The organism is Deinococcus piscis (assembly GCF_014653275.1).
Lineage (GTDB): Bacteria > Deinococcota > Deinococci > Deinococcales > Deinococcaceae > Deinococcus > Deinococcus piscis.
The window spans coordinates 1-3,362 of the sequence record NZ_BNAL01000066.1 but is presented as its reverse complement, the minus strand read 5'-3'; the positions used below and the strand labels follow the sequence as shown (position 1 = coordinate 3,362).

Here is a 3,362-nt window from a genome sequence, read left to right as displayed (position 1 = left end):
TAGACCTGCTGACCCAGCCTTTTTGCCCACCAGGAGGGGCTGGAAGTGAAGTTGTCACCTACTGAGCTGAGCTTCAAACTGAGTCGGATACGGCAGTGAGAAAATGACTGAACCTGCAAAGGTGCGGACTGTAACAGGGACGGAGCCGTACATTTTCTCAAACTTACCGCTGTCCTTTTCGGCAAAGCCGTAGCTGAGTAACCGCCCTCTGATGGCCGCAGCAAACTTTTTGGGCAGTGCAAAAGCTGCGTCCGGGTGGCTCTCCCAACCTCCATGGTGCTGGATAAAGTGCTTTACCCGAGCAGAGTAGATGTAGAGGTGATATTCCACCGGCTCATCTTACAACGCCCTTATGCCCACAGCGTAAACTGTAGGGATGCATTCTGCCCTCTCCCGTCCCTACTCAGAGCTTAGGAGTTCGCATGTCTAGAACGCAGGGTCAACGCCTGCAGGTCCGGTCCGAGTTTCAGCCGTCGGGCGACCAGCCCACTGCCATCGCCACCCTGGTGGACGGACTGGAGTCCGGCCTGCGGTTTCAGACGCTGCTGGGTGCGACAGGGACTGGCAAGACCTACTCCATGGCGAAAGTCATCGAAGAAACCCAGCGCCCCGCCCTCATCATGGCTCCCAACAAGGTGCTGACCGCGCAGCTCGCCGCCGAGTTCCGCGAATTTTTCCCTGACAATGCCGTCGAGTTTTTCATCTCCTACTACGATTACTACCAGCCCGAAGCGTATGTACCTGGCAAAGACCTGTTCATTGAGAAGGATGCCAGCATCAACCAGGAAATTGAGCGCCTGCGCCACTCCACCACCCGCAGCCTGCTGACGCGCCGTGACGTGATTGTGGTGGCGTCGGTCAGTGCGATCTACGGCCTGGGCGACCCTGCCGAGTACACCGCGCTGAATCTGGTGCTCAAGGTGGGCGAGGAGGTGGGCCGCGAAGCCATTATTGAGCGGCTGGTGGGGATGCAGTACGAGCGCAACGACATTGAGCTGCTGCCGGGCCGCTTTCGGGCCAAGGGCGAAATGGTGGAAGTCTGGGCCGCCTACGACGAGCAGCCTACGCGCATTGAGCTGTGGGGCGATGAGGTTGAGCGCATCAGCCTGGTGGACCCGCTGACGGGGGACCGCATCACCGACATGGACGGCACCGTGGTTTATCCCGCCAAGCACTACGTGTCGGGGGCCGGCAACGTGGAGCGGGCCATTGGCGGCATCGAAAAGGAGCTGGAGGAGCGGCTGGAGTATTTCATGTCCACAGGCAAGCTGCTGGAAGCGCAGCGGCTGAAAGAACGCACCCTGTACGACCTGGAAATGCTGCGCGTGCTGGGCCACTGCTCCGGTATCGAGAACTACTCGCGGCATATTGATGGGCGCAGGCCCGGCGAGACGCCGTACACCATGCTGGACTACTTCCCAGACGACTTCATCACCTTTATTGACGAGTCGCACGTGACCGTGTCGCAGATTGGCGGCATGGCGAACGGGGACCGCGCCCGCAAGCAGACCCTGGTGGACCACGGCTTCCGGCTGCCCAGCGCGATGGACAACCGGCCCCTAAATCTGGACGAGTTCTGGTCCAAGACGGGGCAGGTGGTGTTCGTGTCGGCCACGCCGGGACCGTTCGAGCGCGAGCATTCCGACCAGATGGCCGACCAGATTATTCGGCCCACCGGCCTGGTGGACCCGCCCGTCACCGTGCGCCCGATTCGGGGGCAGGTGGACGACCTGCTGGGCCGCGTGCGGGAGCGGGCGAAAGTGGGCGAGCGTGTGCTGGTCACCACGCTCACCAAGCGCATGGCCGAGGACCTCACCGAGTATCTGCTGGAAAAAGGCGTGCGGGCGCGGTACATGCACTCGGACATTGACAGCGTGGAGCGGCAAGTCATCATCCGCGACCTGCGCCTGGGGCACTATGACGTGCTGGTGGGCATCAACCTGCTGCGCGAGGGGCTGGACCTGCCGGAAGTGTCGCTGGTCGCCATTCTGGATGCCGACAAGCCGGGCTTCCTCCGCAGTGAGCGCTCACTGATTCAGACGATTGGCCGCGCCGCGCGCAACGTGAACGGCGAAGTGATTTTGTACGGCGATTCGGTGACGCCAGCGATGGCGTTTGCGATGGAAGAAACCGCGCGCCGCCGTGAGCGGCAGTTGGCTTACAACGAGGAGCACGGCATTACCCCCCGCACGGTGAGCAAGAGCGTGCGCGACGTGATTCGCGGCGAGGAAGTCGAGGGCGAAATTTCTAGCGACAATGTCGGGGATGACCGCGAGGCCCTGACCGCGCAGCTGACCGAGCTGGAACTGAGCATGTGGCAGGCGTCCGAAGACCTGGACTTCGAGCTGGCGGCCTCCTTGCGCGACCAAATCCGCGCCATTGAAGCCAAGTTGCAGGGCAAAGAGTTCAAGCAGGCGACTGTGCCGGGGCAGAAGGTGAGGAAACGGGGGAGGCGGTGAGCGAAGAACGATTCAGATTTAAAAGATTTGCCGAGATAGTCCAGCAGGGCCAGACCAAAGAAGGGCGTGCACAAATGTCATGCCTCGAAGTCGGTTTTCACGATGCCGCCGATTTTGATGCTGATTATGCTATGCAGGGTTTTCTACACCCATTTATTTACCGTGCTGACCGAGTTCCAAATGTCATTTGGTTCTTTGAATATTTGGAACTCGGTCAGGCGGCACAAGCTATCCGAGCTGCTTTTGAAGCCCTGCAAACTTATTTTGGACCGCCTAATGAAGATGGATTTGGAGACGGCATTTTTGAATTGCTGGCCCAAAGACCAGGGCTAGATGCAAAATTTGAGGAGTGGGGCGAGGCTTATGCTGAAGCAGGCGACTGGGGCATAGCATTCGAAACGCTCTTGAAAAAGTATGGGATAGAGCCAAAACAGTTTTGGGGCGGAGAATAATTCTGCTCTTGCTCTAGCCTCAGTGCAGGCTAAATCCTGCTGCCCTAACCCGCGTCGCCTTGCCCCCTTCCTCCCTTTTTTCAACATGGGCAGGAGCCTTCGCGGGTGGTGATGATGCAGACGTTCTTGACCTCTAGAGCAGTTCTCAAAATTACGTGCCTGCTGGAAAAGCACCAGCAGTCACTCCATTCTTCGTTCTGCTCCCATGTTTTGCACTCGCTTCGCTCGCCAAAAAGATAACTATCTTTCTGTCAAATGCTCTAAGGGTACGGAGCTTTTCGCGCTGACGCGTTGAATTCCTGCAAGGCGGTGTACAGTCTGTATCTTCCTGGGCAGCTTGAAGATACGGCTGGAGTGTCTTAGGCGACCCGCAAAAAAAGCCTGCTGGAGTGCTCCCCTAAAACTGGACAAATCTAAATAGAGGGTCTGGCCGAGTCACCGCCTGCCGTGT

General features: G+C 58.7%; 3 protein-coding genes. 2 read left to right on the top strand and 1 reads right to left on the bottom strand.

What is annotated here, in order from left to right:
• Positions 1–54: 54 nt before the first annotated feature.
• A complete protein-coding gene (locus tag IE158_RS13210) occupies positions 55–330 on the bottom strand; it encodes a hypothetical protein (RefSeq protein WP_189644172.1) in 276 nt (91 codons plus the stop codon).
• Between the two features lie 92 nt (positions 331–422).
• Here IE158_RS13210 and uvrB point away from each other — a divergent pair, with 92 nt between their 5' ends.
• Both uvrB and IE158_RS13200 read left to right on the top strand, forming a co-directional pair.
• Positions 423–2,459: an excinuclease ABC subunit UvrB gene (uvrB, locus tag IE158_RS13205; RefSeq protein WP_189644171.1), complete on the top strand. Its 2,037-nt coding sequence runs from the start codon at positions 423–425 to the stop codon at positions 2,457–2,459.
• The gene (locus IE158_RS13200) at positions 2,456–2,911 is read left to right on the top strand and encodes a hypothetical protein (RefSeq protein WP_189644170.1); all 456 of its coding nucleotides are present in this window, start codon (positions 2,456–2,458) and stop codon (positions 2,909–2,911) included. The genes uvrB and IE158_RS13200 overlap by 4 nt, the downstream gene beginning before the upstream one ends.
• The last annotated feature ends 451 nt before the right edge of the window (positions 2,912–3,362 follow it).

Coding starts and splice junctions, on each gene's coding strand:
- uvrB (WP_189644171.1), top strand. CDS start 423: ATGTCTAGAACGCAGGGTCAACGCCTGCAGGTCCGGTCCGAGTTTCAG.